The organism is Algibacter sp. AS12 (assembly GCF_046736315.1).
Classification (GTDB): Bacteria; Bacteroidota; Bacteroidia; order Flavobacteriales; family Flavobacteriaceae; genus Algibacter_B; species Algibacter_B amylolyticus.
In genome coordinates this window covers 2472091-2496796 of record NZ_CP151841.1, presented here as the reverse complement: position 1 = coordinate 2496796, position 24706 = coordinate 2472091, and the positions used below count along the sequence as shown (strand labels likewise).

Sequence of the window (24706 nt, the reverse complement as noted above, 5' to 3'; positions counted from 1 at the left end):
CAAAACTTAAAATACTCAAATAAAAATGAAAAATATATATAAAAAAATATCTAGCCTTTTTGTTGCTAGTACCATGTTATTCTTTGTAGCATGTGATACGGACTTAGATATTAATATAGACCCAGATTTATTAGCACCATCACAAGTACCGATGGGCTCACAAATGCCAGCTGCACAAACAGGTATAGCGGCAAGTGCAGGGTCATATTATGCTTTAGCTGGTGGATTTTGGAGTCAATTTTGGACACAAAGTGCTGTAGCGAATCAATACAAAAATATTGATGACTACACATTAGGAGCTGCGGACAACTTCATTAATGGAAGTTGGTCTTCAATGTACGATGCTTTAACTGATGCTAGAAATGTAAAAGCTAATGCCTTGGCTCAAGAAAACTGGAATTTCTATCTAGTTGCGACAACATTAGAAATATATGCATCTCACTTACTAATAGATTTTTATGGTTCTATTCCTTATACTGAAGCAAATAATGCAGCAATTTTAAACCCTGCTTTTGATGCACCTGAGTTAGTATATGATAATATGGTAGCCGATTTAAAAAATGCATTAGGAAGAAACTTAGCTGATTCACCAGTAGATAACACCCCTGGAGCTTCTGACTTTCTTTTTGGAGGAGATATGACTAAATGGACACAATTTGCAAATACTTTATTACTTAAAATCTACTTAAGACAATCTGAGGTTAGACCTACTGTTGCCCAAAATGGAATTACATCTTTAATTAATTCTGGTGCTTCATTCTTAAATGAAGATGCGGCTATAACTCAGTTTACTGATGAAGATAGTAAAAGTAACCCTTTATATGAAACAGATAGACGTCAATTAAATGTTGCAACAAACCTAAGAGCAAGTACTACTTTAGGTAGTTATTTAGATTCTAATGGAGACCCAAGATTAGCTAGTTTTTATGACGGAACTACTTTTCAAAACCAAGGCGACTTTGACGAAGGAAGCGGAAGTGCATCTGTTGTAATTTTATCAGCTGACGCACCGTTCTATTTTATCTCTAAGGCAGAAAGCTTATTTTTACAAGCAGAAGCACGTGCAAGATATATGGGAGGTACAAACGCTCAAACTTTATACGAAGATGGAGTTACTGCTGCATTTGACCAATGGGGTGCGGACGCTACAACATTTATCAGCGGTAATTACGCATATCCAAATGCTAGTACCGAAGAGAATATTGAAGCTATTATTACTCAAAAATGGGTATCACTTTTTCCTGGCAACGGATTTGAATCATTTATTGAACATAACAGAACTGGATACCCTAAAGTATCTACGGTAGATCAAACATCTCCTGGATATGTACCTGGTCAGTTTGTATATTCAGTGGAAGGAAAAACAGGTGGTCAATTCCCTAAACGATTTGAATACCCTCAAGAAGAAAGCCAAAGAAATACTAACGCTCCCAATACTGTAATTAAAATTACAGAGCCAGTTTGGTATGATGCTAATTAAAAAAAAGAAAAAGATGAAAAAATTTATTATAGTAATTTTAGTTATTACGGGAACATTTTTGTCCTGTAGTGTAGACTCAACTGGAGATGTTTCTACAGTAACAGTATTTCCGGAACTTAGTATTAATGGTGATGCTATTGTGTATTCTGAATTAGGACAACCATTCAATGATCCCGGAGCGAACGCTTCAGTAGGAGGTGCATCTGTTCCTTTTGATACTGAAAGTGATATAGACGTAAATACTCCTGGATTTTACACAGTATCATATTCTACTGAAAACGCAGATGGTTTTTTAGCTTCTGCATCACGAACTGTTATTGTTTATGAAAACAATGGGACTATAGCAGGAGTGTATATGGGTAGAAGAAATGATAATCCTGCAAGGGTAGCAAGTCCTGTACTAGTATCAACTAGAACTGATGGCAATTTCGATTGTACAGATCTTTTAGGTGGTTATTATGAGAGAAGTTTAAATAATTATGGAGCAGCTTATGGAGCAGATGCAGTGATTATGGTAGATTTTGGCTCTAACACAGTTACTTCAACTGGTAGTGTAATAGGTTTTGGACCAATAGCAATGAGCGCAGGAACTATTTCTGCCGATCAAAGAACAATGAACTGGATTGCTACCCTTACCGATTATGATTTTGGTTTCCCAGTGGAACTTGTTAAAACTACACCTTAATTTTATAAATATTAATAAATATGAAAACAATAAATAAATATATAGTAATTTCAATACTTAGTTTATTCTTCGTGTCTTCTCTTGTTTCATGTGATGAAACAGAAGATGCTGATGCTGGAGGAACTGAAACTGAAGCGATGGCAGGAGATTGGTACGTACAAACTTTTGTAGGTGATAATCTAGTTCTAGACTACCAATTGATGTCTACTTACAATACCGCTGCTAACAACCAATCAGAAATTTGGGTGGATGATCATCATCACATTTGGGATTTTAAAGTAAAAACCCCCGTAAATGTTTCTGCTTTAACCTTTTCTGGTTCTGATTTAGAAAGTAGTGTAGATGGTTACGATGTTAACGTTACTTTTACAAATGGAACGATTACCAAAGGAGACACTGAAACTTCAGGAGGTAATATGAGTGACGGAATATCTTTTGATGCTGAATTCTCAGATGATGCCGGTACCATATATACTATTAAAGGATATAAAAGAACTGGATTTGCTGAAGATGAGCACTAAATAGTTCTTAAATTTTAATATTTATAAAGCCATCTCAATTGAGATGGCTTTATTCTTTAATTTCATATCAATTAAATTTCGATGAAACAAAGTAATTACTTAAATATAATTTTAATATTTATAACATTACTCTCATGTAGTGAGGATAACAATATTACAACATTGCCTACAGAACCTGAAGAACCTATTGTTATTATCCCAGAACAAAACACAGTTGGATTAATTGAATTTAAGCCTAAAGTCTATGACGGATATACTTTATTTACACCTTCAAAATCGAAAAAAACCTATTTAATAAATAACTGCGGAGAAGTAATTAACCAATGGGTTAGTAATTATAATTCTGGAAAATCAGTATTCCTATTAGAAGATGGATCAATATTAAGGGCTGGAGAAATACTTAATTCAAATATTCAAATTGGAGGCATTGGTGGAGTAATTGAACGATTTGATTGGAGTAATAATCTATTATGGAGTTATATTCATTCATCAGAAACTTTTAGTCAACACCATGATGCCGTTCCTTTAAAAAATGGAAACATTTTATTATTAATAGCTGAATCAATCACAAAAACAGAAGCTATTCAAAAAGGAAGAAATCCTGATACGATGGCTACTGATGTACTATACACCGAAAAAATAATTGAAATAGAACCGATTGGAAATAACAACATTAATATCGTTTGGGAATGGAATATTTGGGATCATTTAATACAAGACTTTGATATTACTAAAGATAACTACGGTGTAATTAATGAACATCCTCATCTCATGGATATAAATTTTGTAGGTAGATCTGGAGACAAAGCAGATTGGCTACATGCCAATTCTATACAATATAACGAAGAACTAGATGAAATCGTTATAAGCTTCCAAGGAACAAGCGAAATTATGATTATCGATCATTCCACAACAACTGCACAATCTACATCACATACAGGCGGAAAAAAAGGCAAAGGAGGAGATATCCTCTATAGATGGGGAAATCCAATGGCCTATAAGTTAGGTAACGAAAATGATAGAACATTGTACGGCCAACATTATCCTCATTGGATACCCAATGAATACAATGATGGTGGTAAAATCTTAATTTTTAATAATGGGTTAGATAGACCTACGGGAGATTTTTCAAGCGTTAACATAATAAACCCAGTAAAGAATAGTCAAGGCCAGTATATAATTACATCCAATAAGCCATTTGGTCCAATTAAACCAGAATGGGAATACAACGATATTGGTAACTTCTTTTCCGAAATTATTTCTGGTGCTCAACGCTTACCCAATGGTAATACTCTTATTTGCGAAGGACAAATGGGACGTTTTTTTGAAATAAATGATAAAAATCAAAAAATATGGGAATATATTAATCCCGATTCCGGAACGGGTATTTTATCTCAGGGAGAACAACCTCTTGATAATGCCGTATTTAGAGCATTTAAGTATAGTAAAGATTATCCTGCTTTTAAAAACAGGGAATTAATTGCTGGCAATCCAATAGAACAAAACCCTTCTATGACAAATTGTAAATAATCAAAATTAAAACTATCCTGTTTAAGATGGTTTTTTTATACCTTTACCCCAATGGAAAACCAAACACAAATATTCGGAATACGTGCCATAATAGAGGCCGTAAATGCAGGTGAAACTATCGATAAAGTATTTCTTCAAAAAGGAGAAAGAGGCGAACTATTTGGAGAGCTTGAATCATTATTGAATAAAAAGTCGATCAACAGATCGTATGTTCCTGTTGAAAAACTGAATAGGTTAACCAAAAACAACCACCAAGGCGCGGTTGCACAAATATCGCCTATTGAGTTTCACGACATGGAAACCTTAGTTATGAGTGTTATGGAATCTGGTAAAACTCCACTTTTTCTTTTACTAGACCAGCTAAGTGATGTTCGTAATTTTGGCGCTATTATCAGAACTGCAGAATGTACGGGTGTTAACGGTATTATTATTCAAAAAAATGGTAGTGCTCCCGTTAATGGCGATACCATAAAAACGAGTGCTGGTGCTGTATTTAAAATTCCCATTTGTAAAGTAGACCATATTAAAGATGCTGTTTTTTACATGCAAGCATCTGGTGTAAAAGTTATAGCTGCTACCGAGAAAACTAACGACACCTTATACGATGTATCCTTTGTTGAGCCATGTGCTATAATTATGGGATCGGAAGGCAGAGGTATAAACCCTTCTACGTTAAAAGTTGTAGACGCTAAAGCGAAACTACCTTTACTAGGAGACATTGAATCTTTAAACGTGTCTGTAGCTTGTGGTGCTTTTTTATACGAAGTGGTAAGACAGCGACTAATTAAGTAAGCTCTCGCCGTTTTCAATATTAGTGGTTCTTCAAAATTGCAATAATAGATTTTAAATCTACTTCCTATTATTCATTTTCAGGGTTTTCTTTTTTAAAGTGGTAATTTATATGAAGTTGCTCCTCCTCTACCTCTATTTCGGGCTCAACAGATTCTATAAAATTTCCATTTTCATCGAAATGTTGTAAAAAAGGATCGTCTTCTTCATTATAATGTTCTTGTTCCCAAATGTACTTTTTAGGTTTTGCAATTTCTTTTCTAAAAATAAAAGCAAATAATAAGCCTGTAATTAAACCTGCCATGTGCCCTTCCCAAGATATACCTTGTTCGATAGGTAAGGTATACCAAATCATACTTCCGTATAAAAATATAACGAGTAACGACAAAGCTATTAAGCGGTAATGCTTAGCAAATACACCTTTAAAAAAAGTAAAACTGACTAAAACGTAAATAAGTCCGCTAGCACCAATATGGTACGATGGTCTACCTATGCACCACGTAAGAAAACCCGATAATAATACACCCCAGAAAAGAACTTTCCAAGCAATATGCCTATAGAAATAAAACAAAGCTGTAGATAAGACAAATAAAGGAACCGTATTATGGTATATGTGTTTGATGTCGCCATGAATAAAAGGACTCAGCAAAACGCCTCTTAACCCTTTTAAAGTTTGTGGATATACCCCGTATTTACTAAAATTATATCCAAAACGTACTTCGAACCAAAATACAAGCCAAATGGCTAGTACAAAAAACACAGGATATGCTATAACACCGGTAGAGAATTGAAAATGTTCTTTATTTTTCATTACCATAAATTTAGCAAATAGTTATCCAACTTTAGGTTTCGTGCTAAATTGGCAGTTGAGCACCCACGTGAGGGATTGCAGAAGAAAGACCACAGCCCAACGCAGGAGGTGCGAGGACTTGTAACCCTTCCACTCCGCTCAGGATAAACTCAAGCCCGACCCCCGATTTTTCTTCAGGGTACACGCCCAAAACAAAAAGAAAACCATTTCGATTGCCATGTAAATGCATAAAACGAAAATTTTACTTTAATTTTGTAAGTATGAACGACAATGCTCCTTTAGCCGAACGCTTGCGGCCAAAAACCTTAAAAGACTACGTAAGTCAAGCCCATTTGGTTGGCGAAGGTGGTGCATTATCGCAACATATAAAGCAGGGTTTAATTCCCTCGATGATTTTTTGGGGACCTCCAGGGACCGGAAAAACAACTTTGGCAAATATAATTGCTAGCGAATCTGGCCGACCATTTTACACCCTAAGCGCCATAAATTCTGGTGTAAAAGATATTCGCGAGGTTATTGACAAGGCCAAACAAAGTGGCGGATTATTCACCACAAAAAACCCCATTTTATTTATTGACGAGATACACAGATTTAGCAAATCGCAACAAGACTCACTTCTACAAGCCGTAGAAAAAGGATGGATTACCCTGATTGGTGCCACTACCGAAAACCCGAGTTTCGAGGTTATATCGGCACTGCTATCGCGCTGTCAGGTTTACATTTTAAATGCTTTCGATAAAACCGATTTAGAAACGCTTTTAAAACGCGCTATCGAAACTGATGTACATATTTCTAAAAAAAACATAACCCTTAAGGAAACCACTGCCCTATTAAGGCTGTCGGGTGGAGATGCTAGAAAATTACTAAATATTTTCGAGCTTTTAGTAAACTCATTTAGTAGCGAAGAAATCGTTATAACCGACGAAGCTGTTTTAGATAACATACAAAACAACACGGTACGCTACGACAAAACGGGCGAACAGCATTACGATATTATTTCGGCGTTTATAAAATCCATTCGTGGCAGCGACCCAAATGGCGCCGTATATTGGTTAGCACGAATGATTGAAGGTGGCGAAGATGTAAAATTTATTGCACGACGTTTACTCATTTCGGCAAGCGAAGATATTGGTAACGCTAACCCAACGGCACTTGTAATTGCCAATAACGCATTTCAGGCCGTTACGACCATTGGCTACCCAGAAGCCCGCATTATTTTAAGCCAGTGTGCCACCTATTTGGCATGTTCGCCAAAAAGTAATGCCTCTTACATGGCCATTGGTATGGCTCAGCAATTGGTTAAACAAACCGGCGATTTAAGCGTGCCTATAGAAATTAGAAACGCTCCTACTAAACTAATGAAAGAGCTTGGGTATGGCGACAATTACAAATACGCACACAATTACGAAAACAATTTTGCACCACAAGAATTTCTGCCAACCGAAATTAAAAACCAAAAACTTTATGACCCCGGAAATAATGCACGCGAAAACGCACATCGAGAGTTTTTAAAAAAACGCTGGAAAGATAAATACAACTATTAACATATTTAGGGCTTTACCTTTTTCTCATACCTGCCAGGTAAAAAAACCTAGCAGGATCGCAAAAGGTCGGGCTTTCACTACTCGCTCCCTCCTTAGGTCGGGGAGCTTAAACAAACCGTTCAATCCCTAACGCAAACAGCGTATTCAAAATAAACTTTAGAATTTTATGTTGAGTGTCTCTTGCTCTAAACTAGCACCAGCATAGTACTCGATAACCCAATCGTTACCTTTTTTATACACAATAGCACTACTACCCTCAACTATATACACGTCTTTTAAATTAGTGCTTTTAATACGGTATACTACTTTTGGTGAACTATCAACCAACTGAAATCCATTATCAATAGCCTGAGCATATAACACGTTCGATGCGCCTTGTATTACTGCGACATCTTCAACAGGTTTTTGCGCCACTACTTTAGGTTTAGCAAGTGATTTTGGCATATTTACTTCCGCCACTTTAGCCTCTTTTTCTTGTTTTAATAACTCTATTTCCTTTTTTAAATGCTGTATTTGCTCGGTAGTTTCAGTCTTTACCTGTGGTTGAGTTGCTTTACTAACCCAGTTTTCGTTTGGCACATACTTGTAATTTAAGGCTTCAATAGATTTAAAAGCATCACGCAACGCTAAATTATAGGCAGTTTTAAATTCTTTTTCTCTGCTCTCTCCCATTTCAGAAGTATAAACTAATTTATCATTACAATCCTTAAACGCTACAGCTAGCCTAGTTTTAAACATACCTGGCTCTTTTGTAACATCCGAAAATAATGCTAAACACCTATTTTGATTCAATTCCTCAGGATAATCAGAGCCTTCCATAACAGCTTCAAAACCATATTTTTCAAATAAAAATTTGGTTAAGGAGTTAAGTTGGTATTGATCCTTTTCCTTTAAAAAATCATATTTTTTAGATACAATAACGTATTTGTAATTATTAATATTAGCCTGCGCAAACACAATTGTTGCAAAAAGACATGTTATAGCAAAAGTTAAAAATTTAATTTTCATTTATTATTAAATATATAGTTAAAACCTAATTGTAAAGATACACTTTGTGCATCGTAAATGTTTTGATATTGTAAAAAATTATCAGCTAATACATAAAAATTAGCACCTCCTAAATGGGCCGATACTCCCAAACCAATATTATTAAATGAATATGAATCTAAGGTATAAGTGGCCTTCATTCTTAAGCCTTTAAAAAGTCTTCGGTAATAATATGCTGTTAATGCTAACTGTGGACTTTTAGGTCTTTTTATAGCATATAACTGCGCTCCTACCCTGTTCATATAAGGTTGTTCGCCTGCCAAACAATTGCACTCTTTTAATCTTTTTTTGCCAAAAGCATAATTTAAGGATGCATTAAATTTAATTGGTCTCCAGGAGGTATAAGCATCACTATTTTCGTTGGTATCAAATAAATCTTCAAACTCGTCTTCAATTTCACTATAAAATTCATCTGCAGTATCTCCTTCATTTGTGTCGAAAAAAATAGGATCTACACCTTCAAAAATCAATTCGCCTTTAACTTCGTAGTTTTCTACTTCTTTGCTGTGTCTTATAAAACCAACATCTTGTAAACTTGCATCGAAAGTCCATTGCTTATCTAAATTATAGGTAAACCCCACGTCGAAACCTAGCCCTAAGTTCCCTCCCAATAATGTTCGTGTTAAAATATCTTTTGGTTCAAAGGCATTATCTTCGCCATCTAAGGCATAACCAGAAGTTCTTAGAGCCGTATCTAAATTAAAAATATGCTGATAAAAATTATTTTCTCCTAAAACCGTGGTAAAGTATCCTTCGTTTTTATTTGAGGTTGCGTTAATTATACTAGAATATATTTTACCTCTTGCCCCGTAGGTAAACTTATCATTTACTTTTTTGTTATAACCTACATGCCACACGGCAATTACCTCAGCCGAGGCACTAACGCTACTAACATCAAACCGTCTCCCAATGTTAGCTTGATTACCTTCTAAGGCCAAAACCGCAATGTCTTTAGGGAAATAGGTGATAAAATCGAATTCTTGATACACTCCAAAACTTAAGTATTGGTTTTTATAGTAACTGGGGCCAAAAGCAAACCCTCCTGAGACCAACTCCAATTGCTGATTGGCTGTAAAAAAATCACCTGGTTTTGCATTATAAACAACCCGCCTAAATTTGGTGCTAAAGTCGACACCATCAGCAGCAAACAAATCGTAAACCGTTGCTCCAGACGAACCTCCATTTACATGAAAATGTGATAAAAAAGGAATTCCAAAATAGCCTGTATTAGTTACTTTTCCTCCAGGGTTAGAAAGAAGCGATTGTGGTATTTCTGAAAATCCATACAACAGCTGTTTGTTTTGGCTAAAACACAAAACGCTTGTAAGTATTAATATCAGGCTAATTGCTTTCATAATTAGTCTTTAATAATAAAATAAAAAACGCTTTTAGACTGCATATTTATTCGCCCAGGCGAATTTTCATTAACCTCATCACCAGGTTGCATGGTAATAGTAAAACTCAATTTTCCGGTAACCATTAAAGCTCTTAAGGCATTACCTTCAAAAACCTCTGTATATTTTGTGTAAATCTCCGAATTATCTGGTGATGCCGATGCTTCAAAAGAAAAGGTGTGTACCAATTGATCTAAATCATCCAAAAAATCTATTTGCAGCTCATAACTTCTGTCAATAGAGTTTATAACCTCGAATACAAATTCTGCTTTAATAAGATGACTTCTATTAAAACTATTTTTAAAAATATCTACTTCAATAAAATCAGAAGACTCATTAACCTCTGTTCCTCCCTCGAAAAACTCACCTGCAAAAGCATCAAAAAAAAGCAAACTATTTTCAATAACTGGCGATAGCTCCAATTCTTCAGCTTGGTTTAAATCGATCTCTTCCGCACAAGACCACAAACAAACCGCTAAACTAAGTACTAAACTATATATTTTAAATACTTTTCTCCCCATGCTTTTTATAAAACGAAGTAATACCTATTCTATTATAGGTACTTTTTTAATTGTATTAAATTATCTATTTGTTTAATATTATTATCTACCTCCAAATTATTGACATCAAAAAACACGACATCCATACCTATGTTTTTTGCGCCCATTATATCTGCCTCAAAACTATCACCTATCATTACACTTTTACTAGCATTAGTATTTGCTAGATTTAATGCATAATCAAATATTTTAGGGTTAGGTTTTTTTACACCTGCAATTTCCGAATTGGTAATGGTTTTAAAATAATGATTTATTTTGGAATGGCTCAATTTTTTATATTGAACCTCATCAAATCCATTGGTAATAATATGTAGCGTATAATTTAAACTTAAATAGTCTAATATTTCGAAGGTGTTTTCAAATAAATGATTAAAACTTGACAAATGCGTTATATAATCGTCCGCTAACCTATCAATTAATGCAGTATCAGCCTTAAAACCAACAGCTTTAAACGTGTCGTTTAACCTCCCGTAACGTAAAGTGCCCTTTTGTATTTTTTCTTCTCTGTACAGTTTCCAATAGTTTAAATTAATAGGTTCGTAATGTTCCAAAAAATCTTCAACCGCTATATTAACGTTATTGATTTTAAAAATTTTATCGAATGTTAATGCCGAATTTTTGTCAAAATCCCAAAGTGTATGGTCTAAATCAAAAAACACATCTGTTATTCCTTTAAGCTTCATTTGGTGAATCTAAAATTAAATTAAACAATTCTTTAAACCCGTCCCACCGCTTATAATCGCTAAACGTATAATTATGAAAAATAGGAACAAATTGACCGTCTACTTGTTTTATTTGATAAATAAGCTCGTTTAAAACCTTCTTTTTATCTAATAAAGATTTTTGCTTTAGCAGCGTAAAATCCATAAGTTGATAAGGTACAATTTTTAAAGGTGTTTGTACTTCGTAATCTAAATCATAAAACAAAAATGGTGTACAAGAGCCCGCTCTAAACCCTAAATGATTTACATAACCCATAGTGTAATCTTCCTTAATTTCTAAGGCAATAAGGTTTCTATAGGTCTCAGGTAAATTAAGTTTTGAAAAAGATTGTCTAGATGCTTTTAAATTTCTGTTTAAAATATCTTCCATTTTAAGTTTTTCCTTCTTTAAAAGGCTTTCATCATCTAGAGCAAAATAGGAGATTTTTAGTCCTACATCGCAATAATCGCCAACGTGTTTAATAAGCGATATAAATCGTTTTTTGTTTGGGTTAATGCCTTTGTCGTAAGTAGAGTAATCGCCTAACAAGAAAAAGAAAAGAAAGGAAAACGAAGAGCTTTTTTGCCGGTTTATTAAGTACTTAAACGTATCAAAAGGATCGTGCTTAAAGCCCATAATTACTGCAAATCTAGTGTACAAGCTTTTAAGTCTTAACCTAGCTAAATCTTTAAGAGAGCCTCCCAATGTTCTCATAATACCCTTTAATTTATAAGTATACGCCGAGGGCACATCTATAACGGGTTTTATTTGATAGCTTCGAGTTGGAAATTCGAAATCTGGAAACTGCTTTTTTAAGGCATCTCTAAATTTATAGGCCCAAATATCAACTACGGGTTGATGCAAAAATCCTTCTTGAAACGCTAAACTTTCGGTGGCTGTAAAACGTCCGTATTCATCTTTTACATGTGGCAAATACTCTTCATATCTCGATAATAAATAAAAAGAAGCCGAAAACACATCAAAAGGAATACTACTCTTCTCCCCTAGGTAGAAAAAGCATTTTGTATTCTCCCAGGTATGGATATGGATATCAATATCATTCAGCCCTTGCTCGAATAAAATATCGTGACTTTTAATATAAAACTCGTTACCCAATTGCTGTTTGGTGTAAGACATTTTCAAGCTATCGTGGGCAATAAAGGTTTCAATTTTTGTTGTAAAACTAACTTCAATGCCTAAAACTCGAGTACAAATATGCTTAAAAACATATTTAACGCGAGGCGATATTTTATGGGTATAAACTAATAACATAATTTCAGTTTGCAGTGTTCAGTGTTCAGTAAGCGGTCTGCTGTCATCGGTCTTCTGTCTTTGTTTATAACAGTGATTCATCGGCGAAACTAAAGTATGCTTTTTCTGTTATAATTAGGTGGTCTAGAACTTTAATATCTAAACTTTGTGCTGCTGTTTTTAACTTATTGGTAATATGCTTATCGGCCTCACTAGGTTTTAAGCTGCCCGATGGATGGTTGTGTGCTAAAATCAAGCCTACCGCTCCTACCTCTAACGCATTTTTTAACACCAAGCGCACATCTACTAAAGTGCCTGTTATACCGCCTTTACTAAGTTGGTTTTTACGAATTACTTTATTGGAATTGTTTAAATATATTATCCAGAATTCTTCATGCTGAAGTTCACCAATAACAGGTTGCATCAATTCAAAAACCGAAGAGCTGGATGTAATTTTCTTTTTTTCTAAGGCTTCTTCACCTCTTCTTCGGCGTCCTAACTCTAAAGCAGCAATTATAGTTATGGCTTTGGCTTCACCTATTCCTTTAAATTCGGTAAGTTGTTTAATGGATAGTTTTCCCAAGGCACTTAAATTATTATCGGTGCTTCCAAGGATGCGTTTACATAAATCGACAGCACTTTCTTGTCGGTTACCAGAACCAATCAAAATGGCTACAAGTTCGGCATCACTTAAAGCCGCCTTTCCTTTGTATAATAACTTTTCACGCGGCTGATCGTCCTGACTCCAGTTCTTAATTGAAAATGACGATGATTTTTCTTGCATTCGTTAAAGATAAATATTGTAAATTTCAGAAGCAATAGAATTATTAACAAAAATAATGAGATTCCTTTCTTTTAAGGCATAACAAAACAACAAAAGCATTGAGCTATCCTCCAAAACAACATCAAGATAATACTATTAATCACCTTATTGAAGTGATTAAAACCTACCCTTTAGCCACCTTAATTTCGGTTAAAGATAATGTGCCATATATTACACACCTGCCTTTAATTTACAATGAAAGCGGTAAACTTATTGGCCATATTGATATTAACAACCCGCAAGCGGAACGTTTAAAAAACAATAACGACATCACTATTATTTTTTCGGGTCCGCAATGCTATATCTCGCCAAGTATTTATAGCACCAAACAATTACCAACCTGGAATTACATTAAAGTACATTTAAAAGGCAAAGTGAAAGCTATTGAAAGTAAAGACGCTTTAAAGCAGTCGTTAATTACAATGACCGAATTTCTTGAAGCACCAGACTATAAATACGTTTTAGAGTCTGATAATAAAAGCATGAATGCCTATCTTAATTATATTGAAATGTTTGAAATCTCTATTGATTCTTGGGAAGGTAAATTTAAACTCTCACAAGATAAAAAGCCTGAAGATATTGATAACGCTAGAGCGGAATTGGTAAGAGCTAACAAAGAAAGTGTTGAGGCTTTTTTAGATAACATATTTTAAAAATCCTTAACCTACATAACATTAAAACAACTCATTATGAAAGACTTAAAAAAAGAAGATATCAACCAAGAGGTGTTCGACCTTTATGATGATTACGCCCATAACAAACTTAACAGAAGGCAATTTGTTGAAAAACTGTCGCTTTATACAGTTGGCGGTGTTACTGTAGCATCATTATTAAGTTTTATGTCTCCCAATTATACTGATAGTTTACTTGTAAAGCCTGATGACCCAACTTTAGATTCAGATTATATTACTTACGAATCTCCAAAAGGCGGAGGCAGCATAAAAGGCCTACTTTCTAAACCTAAAAATAGTACAAACAAGCTTCCTGCAGTTATTGTTATTCATGAAAACCGAGGTCTTAACCCCTATATTGAAGATGTTGGAAGGCGAACAGCTAAAGCAGGTTTTATTAGTTTAGCGCCTGATGCTTTATCACCGCTTGGTGGCTACCCAGGAAATGATGACGATGGTAGAGCCATGCAGAAAAAACGGGATAGAAATGAAATGGTTGAAGATTTTATTGAAGCTTACAACTACCTTAAATCGCATAAAGATTGTAATGAAAAAATTGGAGTGGTTGGTTTTTGTTTTGGTGGCTGGATGGCAAATATGTTGGCCGTAAGAATACCAGAATTAGCTGCTGCAGTCCCTTATTACGGCAGACAACCAGAAGCCGAAGAAGCTGCTAAAATTAAAGCTCCTTTACTTTTACAATATGGCGAATTAGATACACGAGTTAATGCGGGCTTACCTGCTTTTGAAGAAGTGCTTAAAGCTAATAATATTGAGTACAGCTCTTATATTTACCCTAATGTAAATCATGGGTTTCATAATAATACAACGCCTCGGTTTGATAAGGAAGCTGCTGATTTATCTTGGAGTAGAACGATTGATTTTTTTAGGGAGAAGTTGAAATAATTTTACTTTTCATCACTATTAAAAACTTAACTTTGTAAAAAATTTCATCTAACTTCGTTTAACAATCGATAAAGTTCATTGAAACGGAACTTTATCGATTGTTAAACGAACAAATACGGAATTTTTAACCAACCAACCCCTTAACAGCATCAAAATCCAATCCACCATAATTACCAGAACTCATTAAAAGCAGTGCTTTATTCTCAAAGTTTTGAGAAAACAAGAAATCTTTAAAATCGTCTGGGTTGGTGTAAATAATTAAATCGTCGCGCTCAAAGGCGCTGGCTATTTGCTCGTGGGTGACTTCTTTTAGTTTTTTAATTTCTACAGCGTGTGGTGAGTAAAATACAACGGCAACATCGGCAGAATCAAGTGCACCCTTATATTCTTTTAAAAATTCTGCATTTAAACTGCTGTAGGTATGTAATTCTAAACAGGCCACAACAGTACGGTTTTTATATTGTTCTTTTACCGCGTTTGTAGTAGCTTCTACCTTACTTGGTGAGTGCGCAAAATCTTTAAAGGCTACACTGGTTTTACTTTCTGCTATTTTTTCTAGACGTTTACTTGCACCTTTAAATGTAGAAATAGCTTCGTAAAAATCGTCCTCGTCTATTCCCATATGCTGGCAAATCCATTTGGCTCCTGCAAGGTTGTTTAAATTGTGTTTACCAAAAACCTCTATTGGCAATTCGCCTTCGGGAGTTTCTAGAAGTGTTTGTCCGTCTTCAACAGTATATTCGGGAGTTTGGTAGGCTATTTTTCTTATGGTGTTTTCGCTAGCTTCAACAACGCGTTTTACTTCTGGGTCTTCTTCGTTGTAATTAATGCTTCCTCCACTTACAATAGAATCTACAAAAATGCTAAACTGCTCTACGTAGTTTTCGTAGGTAGGAAATACATTAATATGATCCCAAGCAATACCGCTTAACAAAGCAATATTGGGTTTATATAAATGAAATTTTGGTCGGCGGTCTATTGGGGAACTTAAATACTCGTCGCCTTCCAGTACTATAAAATCGTTGTGTTCGGTAAGTTTTACCATAACATCGAAACCTTCTAATTGCGCGCCAACCATATAATCGACTTCCTTATCATGATAATGCATAACATGTAAAATCATTGATGTTATGGTTGTTTTACCATGACTTCCGCCAATAACAACACGGGTTTTATGTTTGGATTGCTCGTACAAAAACTCTGGGTAGCTGTAAATTTTAAGCCCTAATTCTTGAGCTTTTAGCAACTCAGGATTATCGGCTTTTGCGTGCATACCTAAAACTATAGCATCTAAATTGGCTGTTATTTTTTCTGGAAACCAACCAAATGAATCGGGCAATAAGCCTTTGGCTTGTAATCTAGATTTAGACGGATCGAATATAGTGTCGTCACTTCCGGTTACTTGATATCCTTTGTTATGTAAAGCAATTGCTAAATTATGCATTGCTGCTCCGCCAATGGCTATAAAATGTACGTTCATCTTTTTATTTGGAATGTATTTTTCAATTTTGACTAACACTTTATTCGTGCATTAAATCAAGAAGTAAATATATGAATTGAAGTTGTAAACTCGAACACCGAAGACGGAAGTTTTTCGCGTTAGGGATTGAACGGCATGTTTGAGCTCCCCGACCTTAGGAGGGAGCGAGTAGTGAAAGCCCGACCGCCTGCCCTGAGCGGAGACGAAGGGTGTGGTAATGCCCAAATATTATAAATTTAAAATTTTCTGTTTTTCGTCCTTAAAAGGTTTACTTTTTGGCAGTTGAGCTAGAGCCATATCGATTTGTTTTAAGGCCGTTTCTTTGTTGTTTTTATGCACGTTTATTTGTGCCAAACGGTAGTGCGCCCACGCTTTTGGAACGCCATCGGACTCGGAATAATTCTTGATATAAGTTTGTAAACATTGCTCGCCTTTTTGAAGCTCGATATTATACTCGGCAGCCACCTTGCCTATTTGATAATGCAAGGCATTACGCTGGTGTTTTTGCTGCGCTTCCTCTATAGTTTTTATGGCTTTTTCGGGTTGTTTCTCCTTTTCGTAAAGCGTAGATAACTTGTTAAAACAGGTTAGCGAACCACCTGTTTGAATGGCCATTTTATAATATTTTTCGGCTAAATCTGGTTCGTTATCATACTCGTAAACATAGCCTTTTGCCAAGTAACCGTCTACCTTCGATAAATCTTCTAGTTCTTGGGCATAGTGTAAAGATTTGCTCTTGCTGCCCCCAAAAATTCCGGGTAGCTGCATATACAGTTCCACTAAAGCCCAACGGGTTTCTATGTGGTTTTTATCCAATTCGGCCGCCGTTGTAAATGCGGTTTTTATATCGCCAATTAAACCTATGGCTTTTAGCTTATTCTGTAAGGCTTTCATACCTAAAACACCACCGTATTTGTAATGATAATTGGCTGTTTTGGGTTCAAGCTCTACCAGTTTTTTGTATTCGACTATGGCCTGATCCCACTTTTTTTGATGGCCATAGGCATCGCCCAAAAGCTCGGTAGCATTTAAATTATCGGGATGTGATTTGAGGTACTCTTTAAGTTGATATTCTGCTTTTTCAAACTGCTTTTCCTTGATAAAATTGGAGATTTCTTCAAGTTTACCTTGAGAGAAACACACCATAGGAAGCACTAAAAGAAACAGTAATTTTCTCATAATAATTTTAATAGAAACACAAAAATAAGCTTTCTAGTTTTTGTTTGCACAGGTTTATGATAATCTTAAACTTTTATTGAATTAGTAAAAAGCACAATGACTGTTTTACCTACAAAATGATTAACTTCACTCACTCAACGTATCCAATAACTCATTTAGTATGTTTTGGAACGGAATTTGAATATATATTAGAGACAAATTTATACACATGAAGCGTTCACTATTTCTATTTATGATCCTACTTTTCTCAACTTTATCTCAAGCACAATCTCCAAACTATAAGGATTTATGGGCTAAAATTGACAAATTTGAGTCCGAAAGTTTACCACAATCTGCTTTAAAAGTTATTGACGATATTGAAAAACAAGCCACAAAAGACAATAACCACCCGCAATTAATAAAAACGTTAATTTTTAAAAGTAAGTACGCTTTAAGTTTAGAGGAGGATGCTCAATTAAATATTATTAACGATTTTAAAAGCCAAATAGCAACTAGCAATTTCCCTGTTAAAAATATACTAGAAAACCTACTAGCTAATTTATATTGGCAGTATTTTAACCAATACAGATGGCAGTTTTATAACCGTACAAAAACGGATAAAAAAGTTGATGCTACAGATTTTAGAACTTGGGATTTACAAACACTTTTTACCGAAATCCATTTACATTTTAAGGCGTCCCTTGCAAACGGACTTATACTACAACAGGAAGCTCTAGAAAACTACAGTGTTTTATTGCATGAGCAGAAAGATTCTAAAATTTACCGACCTACATTGTTTGATTTTTTGAGCCATAATGCCTTAGAATTTTACAAGACTAATGAAACGCAAATTACCAAACCTGCCTACAAATTTGAAATTGATAATGTCGATTTTTTAGCCGATGCCAAAACGTTTTCTACATTACAAATAGACTCTAAAGACACCACATCCTTACAGCTTAACGCTTTAAAAATATACCAAGATTTAATTCGGTTTCATTTAAAAGATGAATTGCCACTAGCTTTAGCCCATGTAAATATTGAACGCTTAAAATTTGTAAAGGCACATGCTACTTTTCAAGATAGTGAAGCTCTTTTATTAAAGGCTTTTAAAATTGAAGGAGACCGTTTAAAAAATAATGAAGTGTCTGGTTTATATGATTTTGAAACCGCTTCTATTTACTATCAGCAAAGTCAAACTTACCAACCTCAAACTAACGAGGAACAGCGTTGGAAAGCCAAAGAGGCATTAGAGATTTGTGAACAGGTTATTTCAAAATTCCCTGAAAGTAAAGGTGCCGAAAACTGTGCTATTTTGAAATCTCAAATTGAACAATTTTCGTTTCAAATTACGACCGAAAACTTTTTACCAATTGAACAAAATGCCAGATTACTACTAAGTTATAAAAACTTAAACGCCATTAAGTTTAATGCGTATAAGGTTTCGGAAAAACAATATGAAACCTTTTCAAACATATATAGAGAAGATGAGCAACGTGAGTTTATTAAAAACTTGTATGCTAATAAAATTTGGAAGAGTAACTTAAAGAATGAAGCCGATTACCAAAGACATACTACCGAAGTTTTTATCCCTAATCTTGATGCTGGCAGATATTTAATTGTTGGGTTTATTGAAGAGAATGAAAACGTCTTTGCCTTTGCTAATCTACAAGTTACTAATATAGCTTATGTTGAAACTGAGGCTTTAGAGCACAAAATATTTCAAATTATTAACCGAAATAACGGAGCGCCTATTACCAATACCAATGTAGAGGTATCTTACTCCACTAGAGTTAATAAGGTAATTACTAAAACTTATACCACAAATAACTTAGGCGAAATTAAAATTAACAAAGATAACAGCTGGTACCGCAACGTTAATTTAAAAGTACAACGCGATAACGATGTTGCTTACTTTGGCGATTTTTATATTAACCAAACCTACAAACAGCCAGAAGAGAAAGTATCTTATAAATCCTTTTTATTTACAGACCGCAGTATTTACCGCCCAGGGCAAACCGTTTATTTTAAAGCCATTGCTATGAAAACTTTTGATGGGAAGAGTGAAGTTTTAGCCAATGAAATGGTGTATGCCAAATTATATAATGTAAACAATGAAGCACTTAAAACATTAACATTTAAAACCAACGAATTCGGCTCTGTTGCAGGCGAATTTATTTTACCAAGCAGCGGTTTAACTGGTGTATACCGCATTGAGTTTAACACAGAATCTAATAAATATTTAAGAAGCAATGCTAGTTTTTCGGTTGAAGAATACAAGCGTCCAAAGTTTGAAACTAAATTTACTCCTGTAACCGAAACTTTTAAAATTAACGACGCTATTACCGTTAAAGGAAATGCCTTAGCCTATGCCGGAAGTAACATTACCGATGCCAAAGTCGTGTATCGTGTGCACCGTAAAGTACAATACCCACGCTGGTACTTTTGGTACAGACCATACATAAATAGCGAGCCTCAAGAAATCACACATGGCGAAACAGTAACCAATGCCAATGGTGAATTTGAAATTATTTTTAAAGCCATTCCGGACCAAAGTGTAGATAAAAATAGTCTACCTGTTTTTAATTTTGAAATTACAGCCGATGTTACCGATTTAAACGGCGAAACAAGAAGCGCAACTACGGTTGTAAACGTGGGTTATCATGCTTTACTTGCTAATTTAAGCATTGATGGTGTACTGGATAAAAGTAACAACTCTCATAACCTTACTATCGATACTAAAAACTTAAATGGTGAATTTGTTCCTGCTACAGGTACTGTAAAAATCTACAAACTACAAGCGCCAAATACGGTTTTAAGAGCGCGACCATGGAGTGCTCCAGACTACCAAGAAATTTCCAAAACTGTGTTTAAAGACATGTTCCCACATGAGGCTTATAACAATGAGCACAACTCTAGTAATTGGGATAAAGGCGAGTTAGTTTTAGAAAAACCATTTAACACAAAAAACACTAAAACCATCGCTCTTGGTAAAATAAAAAAATGGCAATCTGGTGAATATATTATCACATTAGAAAGCAAAGATAAATTTGGACAATTGGTAAAAGACGAAGTAAAAACCACCTTGTTTAGTGTCGCCGATAAGGTTCCAGCCGATAATAAGCTATTAACCATTGCAACAGATAAAAAAGAATACAGCGTTGGAGACACCGCTAATATTACCATAGGTTCAGCTGCCGATAATATTTTGGTTACCGTTTCTATCGAGAAAAACAAAAACCTTATTACAACAGAAATTGTACAACTAAATGCTAATAAAAAAACCATTTCTGTTCCTGTTACAAAAGCCGATGTAGGTGGTTTTGTTGTACATTACAGTTTTGCTGCTTTTAATAGTTTCCTATCGGGTTCTCAAGCTATTTCGGTGCCCTATCCAAATAGTAATTTAGACATTGAAACCCTGACCTTTAGAGATAAGCTACAACCAGGAACCGATGAAACTTGGCAGTTTAAAATTAAAGGGCCCGATGGCGAAAAAGTAAGTTCTGAAATATTGGTAAGTATGTACGATGCGTCCTTAGACCAATTTAAACCACATATCTGGAGTTTTAACCCGATTCAAAACAGAATATACAGCGCCTATAGCTATCGTAGAGCAAACCAAAGTTTTGGTATTGAGAATTTTAGAGTGTACAATATTAATTCTGGATATAGCTACCCACAACAACATTTTGACCAATGGAATTGGTTTGGCTTTAATTTTGTCAATAACTATGCACTAAGATATCGAAGAACTGCTAGTATGTCCAAGAAATTAAATGGTCAGGTTGCGGGAGTTCAAATTGTGGCCGATGAAATGGAATTAGAGGAAAGCGCACTAGACGATGCTGTGGTTGTAGGATATAGCTCCAATAAACAAGAGTTAGCGGCTGCACCAATGCAACAATTGGATGAAGACGTTATTTTAAATGAAGAAAAAACCGATTTCGATAACATCCAAATTCGTAAAAACTTACAGGAAACAGCTTTCTTTTTTCCGCAGTTAAAAACAGATGATAAAGGCCATGTAAGTTTCAGCTTTACAACACCCGAGGCTTTAACCCAATGGAAATTGCAACTTTTAGCGCATACAAAAACTTTAGAAAGCGCAACACAATCATTAAGTACAGTAACCCAAAAAGAATTGATGGTTATTCCTAATGCACCTCGTTTTTTACGCGAAGGCGATAAGATTACTATAAGCACAAAAATTGCTAATCTTACCGAAAACCAATTATCTGGACAAGCCGTGTTAATATTAACCGATGCAATTTCTGGAAAAGATATAACAGCAAACTTGCTAAGTTCTCCCACTTCTGGAGAGTTAGAGGGGGCTTCTTCTTTCACTGTTTCTGCCAAAGGTAACACCCAAGTATCATGGGAGTTAAATATTCCTGAAGGTGTACAGGCTGTACAATATAAAATTATTGCAAAATCGGATGCCTTTAGTGATGGTGAGCAAAATGCGTTACCCGTTTTAAGCAACCGCATGTTGGTTACCGAAACCTTACCAATGTGGGTTAGAAGCAATCAAACAAAAACCTTCACATTAGATAAGTTAATGTCTAATACCTCAACATCGCTTACAAACCATAAGTTAACTCTAGAAATGACTTCCAATCCGGCATGGTATGCTGTACAGGCTTTACCCTATTTAATGGAATATCCTTATGAGTGCAACGAGCAAACATTCTCAAGATATTATGCAAATGCGTTGGCAAGCCACATTGCAAATTCAAACCCGAGAATTCAAGAAGTCTTCAACCAATGGAAAAATACCGATGCATTACTTTCTAACCTAGAAAAGAATGAAGAATTAAAATCTATTCTAATTCAAGAAACGCCTTGGTTACGCGATGCGCAAAGCGAAACAGAACAGAAAAAACGCATTGCTTTATTATTCGATTTAAACAAAATGAATAATGAATTGCAATCGGCTATCCAAAAACTAGAAAGCAATCAATTGTCTTCTGGCGCTTGGGCTTGGTTTAATGGTGGTTATGAAAATAGATATATCACACAGCATATTATTACTGGTTTTGGGCATTTAAACAAACTGAATGTTAAAACAAATGCCCATTCAAACATGATAGAAAATGCCATTTCATATTTGGATAAAGAATTTGTAAAAGAGTATAAAGACCTTAAAAAATATAATAAAAACGTCGATTTAACTAAAGACCATTTAAGTTACACACAATTGCATTATTTATACATGCGAAGCTTTTTTAGCGACGTTAAAAAATCGAAGGAAGTAGAAACTATAATCGATTACTACCAAACGCAAATTGGCAAATATTGGTTAAACCGTTCATTATATTCTAAGGGATTAATGGCCTTGGTATCGCATAGAAATAGCGATAGTAAAACGGCTTTAAAAATTTTAAAATCGCTAAAAGAAACCAGTATTACTTCAGAAGAATTGGGTATGTATTGGAAATCCAACACCAATTCATGGCATTGGTATCAAGCACCAATTGAAACTCAAGCCTTGTTAATTGAAGCCTTTGGCGACATTGAAAACGATACAGAAACTATTGATAACCTAAAGATATGGTTACTAAAAAACAAGCAAACTAACCGTTGGAAAACCACAAAAGCAACTACCGAAGCCGTATACGCATTACTGCTTCAAGGAAGCGATTGGTTATCTGTTACCGATATGGTAGATGTGGTTATAGGTGGACAAGCCATTGCGCCTTCAAAATTAGAAAGTGTAAAAATAGAGGCAGGAACAGGTTACTACAAAACAGCTTGGAATACTGCCGAAATTAAACCAGAAATGGGCGAAGTAAAAATCTCTAAAAAAGGTAAAGGTATTGCTTGGGGGAGTTTATACTGGCAATATTTTGAAGATTTAGATAAAATAACAACTGCTGAAACGCCACTTAAACTTAGTAAAAAGTTATTCTTAAAAAGTAATACAGATACTGGTGAAGAAATTTCAGAAATTAATTCTGAAACAGATTTAAAAGTGGGCGACTTGGTTCGTGTTCGCATAGAGTTACGTAGCGATAGAAATATGGAGTTTTTACACATGAAAGATATGCGTGCTTCTGGATTAGAGCCTGTAAATGTTATCTCAAAATACAATTGGCAAGATGGTTTGGGCTACTACGAAAGCACAAAAGATGCATCAACAAACTTCTTTTTTGACTATTTACCAAAAGGTGTTTATGTTTTTGAATATGATTTACGAGTTAATAATGCTGGTAATATGAGCAATGGCATTACAACCATTCAAAGTATGTATGCACCAGAGTTTAGCAGCCATAGTGAAGGTGTTAGAATTAGCATTAAATAAAAAGAATGTTAGTTAATTCTGTTCGTTGCGACAAACCTCGAGGTAGTTCTATTTACAATGCACTATCTTTCAAATTACTAACTAATACACAATACATTATGAATTCAAAAGTTTTTATGGGCCTAAGAGTAGTTCTAGGGCTGTTCGTTCTGGTTTTCGGATTAAACAAATTCCTTAATTTCATGCCCATGGGCGACATGCCTGCCGATGCAGGTGCTTATTTTGGCGCCTTAGTAAACTCTAAAACATTAACACTTGTAGCTCTTGTTGAAATTGCTGCTGGTTTAGCCTTAATTTTTAACAAATTTGGTGCTTTATTGGCTTTAATATTAATGAGTGTATCTGTAAATGCGGTTTTATTTCATGCCACTTTAGCGCCGGAAAGTATTCCCGGAGCTTTAGTTTTATTGGTATTAAATATTGCTGTTCTATACGGCTACAAAGACAAATACAAAACCTTGCTTAGTTAAAGATGGTTAAAAAAAGAGGTTTTAAAAACCTCTTTTTTTTTATGCTTAACTTTGCAGAAAATAACCCAAAACTACTACATAATCCTTTTGAAACATAAAGCAACATATATAATAACAATACTTTTAATAGTAATGCTTTGTTTGTTTTCTGGATGTAAGAGCAGTAATTCTTCTTTTAAGAATGGAACTGAAATTAATAGTACTCCAAAAGTTTTGTTTTTAAATTATACTATTGAAAAAGATATAAATGGTAACAGAACCATACAATTTATTAATAAAAAAGTAGTTGAAGCTAAATTAAAAAAGCAAACCATTTTACCAATTGATCAAGGAGTTGAAGGTGATTTAATTTTAAGTGAACTAAATAAAAGGTCTAAAATAGTAAAGCAACAACTTATTAAAAACCCATTAGCTAGAACTATTGAATTTGTAGATGACTCTAAAAATTTTAAAACAGAAGTTATAAAAACCGATAAAGCGCAGTTTTCTATTAGGTTACAGCTACAAAATAGCACGAAATACATAACAATTAGTAACTTTGCTAAAAACACGCCCCTCATTAAAATCCCAATACACTAGT

At 34.7% G+C, this 24706-nt stretch carries 20 protein-coding genes; 11 read left to right on the top strand and 9 right to left on the bottom strand.

The genetic code is table 11. The annotated features are described in order from the left end of the window. The first annotated feature begins 25 nt into the window (after positions 1-25). The 5 genes from AAFN75_RS10435 (at position 26) to rlmB (ending at position 5008) form a co-directional block, all read left to right on the top strand. Positions 26-1480 (top strand): SusD/RagB family nutrient-binding outer membrane lipoprotein, encoded by a 1455-nt coding sequence (locus AAFN75_RS10435; protein ID WP_411806287.1) that lies wholly within the window; start codon positions 26-28, stop codon positions 1478-1480. Positions 1481-1493: 13 nt separating this feature from the next. After that, positions 1494-2165 carry an immunoglobulin-like domain-containing protein gene (locus AAFN75_RS10430; RefSeq protein ID WP_411806286.1) on the top strand — a complete coding sequence of 224 codons (672 nt, stop codon included), beginning with the start codon at positions 1494-1496 and terminating at the stop codon, positions 2163-2165. Between the two features lie 20 nt (positions 2166-2185). Then, a complete protein-coding gene (locus tag AAFN75_RS10425; RefSeq protein WP_411806285.1) occupies positions 2186-2686 on the top strand; it encodes a lipid-binding protein in 501 nt (166 codons plus the stop codon). Positions 2687-2767: 81 nt separating this feature from the next. Beyond that, entirely contained in the window at positions 2768-4216 is a 1449-nt protein-coding gene (locus AAFN75_RS10420; RefSeq protein WP_411806284.1) for an aryl-sulfate sulfotransferase, read from the top strand. 51 nt (positions 4217-4267) lie between these two features. Continuing rightward, positions 4268-5008: a 23S rRNA (guanosine(2251)-2'-O)-methyltransferase RlmB gene (rlmB, locus tag AAFN75_RS10415; RefSeq protein WP_411806283.1), complete on the top strand. Its 741-nt coding sequence runs from the start codon at positions 4268-4270 to the stop codon at positions 5006-5008. 67 nt (positions 5009-5075) lie between these two features. Here rlmB and AAFN75_RS10410 read toward each other — a convergent pair whose 3' ends face one another. Next, positions 5076-5816, bottom strand: a complete 741-nt coding sequence (locus AAFN75_RS10410) for a rhomboid family intramembrane serine protease (protein ID WP_411806282.1) — start codon at positions 5814-5816, stop codon at positions 5076-5078. 260 nt (positions 5817-6076) lie between these two features. On the opposite strand from AAFN75_RS10410, the gene AAFN75_RS10405 reads away from it, so the two are divergent. Next, a complete protein-coding gene (locus AAFN75_RS10405) occupies positions 6077-7360 on the top strand; it encodes a replication-associated recombination protein A (protein WP_411806281.1) in 1284 nt (427 codons plus the stop codon). Positions 7361-7516: 156 nt separating this feature from the next. Here AAFN75_RS10405 and AAFN75_RS10400 read toward each other — a convergent pair whose 3' ends face one another. The 6 genes from AAFN75_RS10400 to radC form a co-directional block, all read right to left on the bottom strand. Further along, entirely contained in the window at positions 7517-8368 is an 852-nt protein-coding gene (locus tag AAFN75_RS10400; protein ID WP_411806280.1) for a hypothetical protein, read from the bottom strand. After that, positions 8365-9762 (bottom strand): DUF5723 family protein, encoded by a 1398-nt coding sequence (locus tag AAFN75_RS10395; protein ID WP_411806279.1) that lies wholly within the window; start codon positions 9760-9762, stop codon positions 8365-8367. The genes AAFN75_RS10400 and AAFN75_RS10395 overlap by 4 nt, the downstream gene beginning before the upstream one ends. A 2-nt stretch (positions 9763-9764) precedes the next feature. Then, the gene (locus AAFN75_RS10390) at positions 9765-10322 is read right to left on the bottom strand and encodes a hypothetical protein (RefSeq protein WP_411806278.1); all 558 of its coding nucleotides are present in this window, start codon (positions 10320-10322) and stop codon (positions 9765-9767) included. Between the two features lie 32 nt (positions 10323-10354). Continuing rightward, positions 10355-11044: a YjjG family noncanonical pyrimidine nucleotidase gene (locus tag AAFN75_RS10385; protein ID WP_411806277.1), complete on the bottom strand. Its 690-nt coding sequence runs from the start codon at positions 11042-11044 to the stop codon at positions 10355-10357. After that, positions 11034-12335: a polysaccharide deacetylase family protein gene (locus AAFN75_RS10380; RefSeq protein WP_411806276.1), complete on the bottom strand. Its 1302-nt coding sequence runs from the start codon at positions 12333-12335 to the stop codon at positions 11034-11036. The genes AAFN75_RS10385 and AAFN75_RS10380 overlap by 11 nt, the downstream gene beginning before the upstream one ends. A 64-nt stretch (positions 12336-12399) precedes the next feature. Then, the gene (gene radC / locus AAFN75_RS10375) at positions 12400-13098 is read right to left on the bottom strand and encodes a RadC family protein (RefSeq protein ID WP_411806275.1); all 699 of its coding nucleotides are present in this window, start codon (positions 13096-13098) and stop codon (positions 12400-12402) included. A 98-nt stretch (positions 13099-13196) separates the two neighbouring features. Here radC and AAFN75_RS10370 point away from each other — a divergent pair, with 98 nt between their 5' ends. Both AAFN75_RS10370 and AAFN75_RS10365 read left to right on the top strand, forming a co-directional pair. Then, positions 13197-13790: an FMN-binding negative transcriptional regulator gene (locus tag AAFN75_RS10370; protein WP_411806274.1), complete on the top strand. Its 594-nt coding sequence runs from the start codon at positions 13197-13199 to the stop codon at positions 13788-13790. A gap of 36 nt (positions 13791-13826) precedes the next feature. Then, positions 13827-14714 (top strand): dienelactone hydrolase family protein, encoded by an 888-nt coding sequence (locus tag AAFN75_RS10365; protein WP_411806273.1) that lies wholly within the window; start codon positions 13827-13829, stop codon positions 14712-14714. A 124-nt stretch (positions 14715-14838) separates the two neighbouring features. Here the strand turns inward: AAFN75_RS10365 and AAFN75_RS10360 are convergent, their stop codons facing one another. Together AAFN75_RS10360 and AAFN75_RS10355 are read right to left on the bottom strand one after the other, a co-directional pair. Further along, a complete protein-coding gene (locus tag AAFN75_RS10360; protein WP_411806272.1) occupies positions 14839-16194 on the bottom strand; it encodes a UDP-N-acetylmuramate--L-alanine ligase in 1356 nt (451 codons plus the stop codon). Between the two features lie 228 nt (positions 16195-16422). Then, positions 16423-17373, bottom strand: coding sequence for a tetratricopeptide repeat protein (locus tag AAFN75_RS10355; RefSeq protein WP_411806271.1), 951 nt, complete (start codon positions 17371-17373; stop codon positions 16423-16425). A 208-nt stretch (positions 17374-17581) separates the two neighbouring features. On the opposite strand from AAFN75_RS10355, the gene AAFN75_RS10350 reads away from it, so the two are divergent. From AAFN75_RS10350 to AAFN75_RS10340, 3 genes are all read left to right on the top strand, one after another. Beyond that, on the top strand, positions 17582-23656 hold the full coding sequence (locus AAFN75_RS10350; RefSeq protein ID WP_411806270.1) for an alpha-2-macroglobulin family protein: 6075 nt from the start codon (positions 17582-17584) through the stop codon (positions 23654-23656). A gap of 98 nt (positions 23657-23754) precedes the next feature. Then, positions 23755-24126, top strand: a complete 372-nt coding sequence (locus AAFN75_RS10345; protein ID WP_411806269.1) for a DoxX family membrane protein — start codon at positions 23755-23757, stop codon at positions 24124-24126. An 87-nt stretch (positions 24127-24213) separates the two neighbouring features. Beyond that, positions 24214-24705 (top strand): hypothetical protein, encoded by a 492-nt coding sequence (locus tag AAFN75_RS10340; RefSeq protein WP_411806268.1) that lies wholly within the window; start codon positions 24214-24216, stop codon positions 24703-24705. Position 24706 lies beyond the last annotated feature (1 nt).